Origin of the sequence: Paracraurococcus lichenis (genome assembly GCF_030657435.1) — a bacterium.
Lineage (GTDB): Bacteria > Pseudomonadota > Alphaproteobacteria > Acetobacterales > Acetobacteraceae > Paracraurococcus > Paracraurococcus lichenis.
The window spans coordinates 1-3,695 of sequence record NZ_JAUTWS010000210.1 but is presented as its reverse complement, the minus strand read 5'-3'; the positions used below and the strand labels follow the sequence as shown (position 1 = coordinate 3,695).

The window sequence follows — 3,695 nt, the reverse complement described above, 5'->3', positions numbered from 1 at the left end:
GGCTCGACCGGGCGTACCGTTCCGCAACGGCAGCCACCAACTCGTTCCGCGTCGTCATGCTCACCCGCCTCATCCCAGACCCCGCAGCTCAGCGCTGCTCGGGAGCGTCTCAGGTGAGGCAACGGCCCCGGCTCAGGAGCAAATTAGGTGAGGCAATGCGACCGGTGCTGCCAGCCCGCGCGGGTCGCATTTCGTGCGCTCAGGCGTCTGCCGTGTCCGCGAGCCGCCATAGCCGACAGGGCAGCCCGCCGATATCGACCGAGCCGCTCATCGCATCGGCCGCGGCACGATAGGACAACGCGGCATTCACGTTGATCTCGAGCGCCGCATAGTCCGGCGCCGGCGCTTCCGGCAGCCACCACCCCATGCCCGTGGTCAGCAGACCGGGCTGGGTACGGTCGGTGATCGTCGCGCGCAGCCGACACGCGCCAGGGCCATCGCGCACCGCGACCACCACCCAGTCGCCCTCGGCGACACCATGGGCGGCCGCGGTTGTGGGATGGATCCGCACCTCCGGATCGGGCGAGACCTTGCGAGCCCAGGCCTGGTCGCGGAAGCGTGAGTGATGATAGGTCTTCTCGCGAAAGCCGGTCTGCAGCAGCAGGGGAAAGTCGTCGCTCGCTGCCGACCGCGGTGCAACGTAGCCCGGCAGCGGGTCGAGCCCATGCCGTGCCGCCGCCTCGGCATAGAGCTCGACCTTGCCCGTCGGGGTGGCAAAGCCGCGCTGTTCGAAGTCGCGTAGCTCATAGGGAAACTGCGCCCAGCCATCGCGCCGCAGCTTCTCGAGCGATATGCCGCTGTTGCCGAGCAGGTGGGCGTTGAATTCGGTCTGGCGCCGCCAGGGCAGCAGGTCCGCGGTGATGGCACCGCGCGCCCGCATGCGGTCCAGCAGCCCGACCGCGATCTCGAGATCGCTGCGCGCCTCACCGCGTGCCGGGACGGCGGCGGTGTAGGCGATGTTCGGGCCGCTCGGATCCAGGGTGACCTCCTCCTCCTCCAGTGTCGTTGTCTTCGGCAGCACCAAGTCAGCGACGGCAGCGGTCGGGTTCATGCTGTGGGCGGCGACCGCCAGGAGGTCGAGCGAGCGCAGCGCCGCAAGCGTGCGCCGTGCATCCGGGTAGGTGACCGCGATATTGACGCCGCTGATATAGGCAGCCCGCACAGGGTAGGGCACGTCGGTCAGCATCGCCTCGATTACCGAGGCGTTGTGGCAGGCGGTCTGCCAGCCCTCGGGCCCGGCCCACAACGGAAAGCGATCAGCGCCGATGGTGCGGCGCTCGGTCGCCTCCGGCAGCCGGAAGTGCTTGTCGTGCAGCAGCTCGACATAGGTGCGAAAGCCCGGGGGCTTCTTCACTCGCCGGTTCCCGCCGGGACGATCGAGATTGCCGCTGATTGCAACCAAGGCGTGGAACGCGCGGAAGGTCTGCACGCCGTTGCTCGCGGCGTCGATCCCGTGGCCGCCGACAAAGGTCGCGGGTGCTTCGGCATAGAGCGCCGCCGCGCGCTCGATATCCGCGGCGGCCACGTCGGCGATGCTGGCGGCCCAGGCAGGCGTGCATTCGGCAACGCGCGCGACCAGGGCTTCGAAGCCATGGCACCAGCGCGCGACGAAATCGGTATCGTAGGTCCGGTCGCGGATCATAGCGTGCAGCATGGCGAGCCCGATCGCGCCATCGGTTCCCGGGCGCGCAGATAGCCAGACATCAGCCATCTCGGCCGCCGGCGTGCGATAGGGGTCGAGCACGATCAAACGCGCACTGCGCGCCTTTGCCCGCTTCAGCGCGGCCCACTGGATCGGGTCGGCAGCATGGGGATTGCGCCCAACCAGGAGGGAGCAGCGCGTGTTCTCGATATCTTCGCCGCGGCCGATGTTCAGCCCGGTTAGCCGATCGCTCACCGCTCGGCAGCCACCACAGAGGTCCTGGTTGATCATCCAGTTTGGCGAGCCAAGCAAGCGCAGCAACAGCGCAACGATGGCGCCGCGGCTGAAAAAGGCGCCGCTCACCGCACCGACGAGCGCCAGCGGCCCGTGCTTCGCGCGGACGGCGGCCAAGCCATCGGCGATCTCGTCGAGCGCGTCGTCCCAGGAGATGCGCTGCCACTGGCCGCTGCCGCGCTCGCCGACGCGCCGCAGCGGGTGCAGCAGCCGCTCCGGGTGGTCGGTCCATTCCGGCAGGCCGCGGATGCCCTTGACGCAGAAGGCGCCCTTCGAGGTCGGGTGGTCCGGATTCGGGGCAACCTTGGCGACGCGGCCCGCATTGTCCAGGGTCAGCAGCGCGCCGCAGAGCGTGCCGCATTCCCAGCAGGTGCTCGGGATGATCCGGTTCGACATGAGCCCAGCCTCTCAGACCGGGTCGGCTTCGTCTATGGGCCACCTTGATGCACAGGTCGGCAGCCTGAGTGGCTGCGGTGCCCGCATGGATACTGCAGGCAAGCCGGACCGTCCGGCGCGGTCAGCACCGATACTTGTCGCCATTGCGGTCCACCGTCCTGACGAGGCCCTGGAACTCCAGCAACCCGTATTCCGGCGTGGCGCGCAGCTTCTTCATCCGTGCCGCCGCCCGCTCAACGATGTAGGGCTCGATCATGACCGGCGGCTCGTCGAGGCTGCGGGCCATCAGTTCCACCTCGCAGGCCCGCTCGAGCATGTACAGCCGCATGAAGGCGCCATGAATGGTCTCGCCAAGCGTCAGCAGCCCGTGATTAAGTAGAATGACGCAGCTGCCGGTCGCGCAGCTGACGCCAAGTGCATCGCACTCCTCCTGCGTCGCCGGCACGCCATAGTCGTGATAGACCACGTCATCCAAAACATGGAGGGCGTCCTGGCTAATGGGCCGCAATCCCCGCCGCATCAGCGCGACGCCACCGCCGGCCCGGGTGTGCGTGTGCAGCACGCAATTGGCGTCCGGCCGGGCTTTGTAAACGCCGCTATGGATGGTGAAGCCGGCGGTGTTGAAGCGTGCCTGATCGCCGATGACGTTGCCGGCCAAGTCCATCTTCACGAGACTGGACGCGGTGACCTCATCGAACATCTCGCCATAGCGATTGATGAGGAAGTGCTCCGGCTCCCCGGGGACACGGGCCGACATATGGGTGTTGATGAGGTCGGTCCAGCCAAGATGATTGCAGATGTGGTACATTGCCGCGAGATCGCAGCGAGTCTGCCATTCGGCATCGGTCATATCGGTACTGGCGAGCCTCATTGCTGACGACATCACACGCTCCCTCCACTTCCGTGCCGATCATCCCACCGGCAGATTTGATCCTGCGCGCAGTGCCGCAGGCCGGCAAGGTGCCTATCGCGGATGCAGGTGTCGACCGCCGCGGTGCATGACGCCGAGCGCATCGTAGACCTGTCTGAAGCATCGCCTTCCACAGCGACGGTGGGCGGCGGAGTGGCGCGGATCGGGATGTGCAGCCGAACGCCAAGGTTTGGCATCAATTATCGCCTGCAAAACCTCGACTGCACGGGCCCGCCTCGTAAGATGGTCCGCGAGGCGCAGGTCGGTGACGAATGCTGAGGTGACGGGCTTAAGAATCTGTACGCGAAATAAGCAGGCATTTCATGATTCATCCGAAACAGAAGGCGGCGTCGGCCTAGTCTCACCATGTCGAGCCCAAGTCTTGCGCCGACATTTTCGACATCTCTGGTCGGCCGCGCGTATTTTGGAACGGAATGAGTGAGCTGCAATATT

The 3,695-nt window shown here is 66.5% G+C and carries 3 protein-coding genes; 1 reads left to right on the top strand and 2 read right to left on the bottom strand.

Features of this window, described 5'->3' with window-relative positions; translation table 11 throughout:
- Window positions 1-199: 199 nt before the first annotated feature.
- Window positions 200-2,332: a molybdopterin-containing oxidoreductase family protein gene (locus Q7A36_RS38825; RefSeq protein WP_305109145.1), complete on the bottom strand. Its 2,133-nt coding sequence runs from the start codon at window positions 2,330-2,332 to the stop codon at window positions 200-202.
- 121 nt (window positions 2,333-2,453) lie between these two features.
- Window positions 2,454-3,203 (bottom strand): class II aldolase/adducin family protein, encoded by a 750-nt coding sequence (locus Q7A36_RS38820; RefSeq protein WP_305109144.1) that lies wholly within the window; start codon window positions 3,201-3,203, stop codon window positions 2,454-2,456.
- A 102-nt stretch (window positions 3,204-3,305) separates the two neighbouring features.
- On the opposite strand from Q7A36_RS38820, the gene Q7A36_RS38815 reads away from it, so the two are divergent.
- Window positions 3,306-3,521 carry a hypothetical protein gene (locus tag Q7A36_RS38815; protein ID WP_305109143.1) on the top strand — a complete coding sequence of 72 codons (216 nt, stop codon included), beginning with the start codon at window positions 3,306-3,308 and terminating at the stop codon, window positions 3,519-3,521.
- Window positions 3,522-3,695: the final 174 nt, after the last annotated feature.

Excerpts from the sequence above, each read along its gene's own strand:
- Q7A36_RS38825 (WP_305109145.1), bottom strand. The coding sequence starts at position 2,332 with ATGTCGAACCGGATCATCCCGAGCACCTGCTGGGAATGCGGCACGCTC.
- Q7A36_RS38820 (WP_305109144.1), bottom strand. The coding sequence starts at position 3,203 with ATGAGGCTCGCCAGTACCGATATGACCGATGCCGAATGGCAGACTCGC.
- Q7A36_RS38815 (WP_305109143.1), top strand. The coding sequence starts at position 3,306 with ATGCAGGTGTCGACCGCCGCGGTGCATGACGCCGAGCGCATCGTAGAC.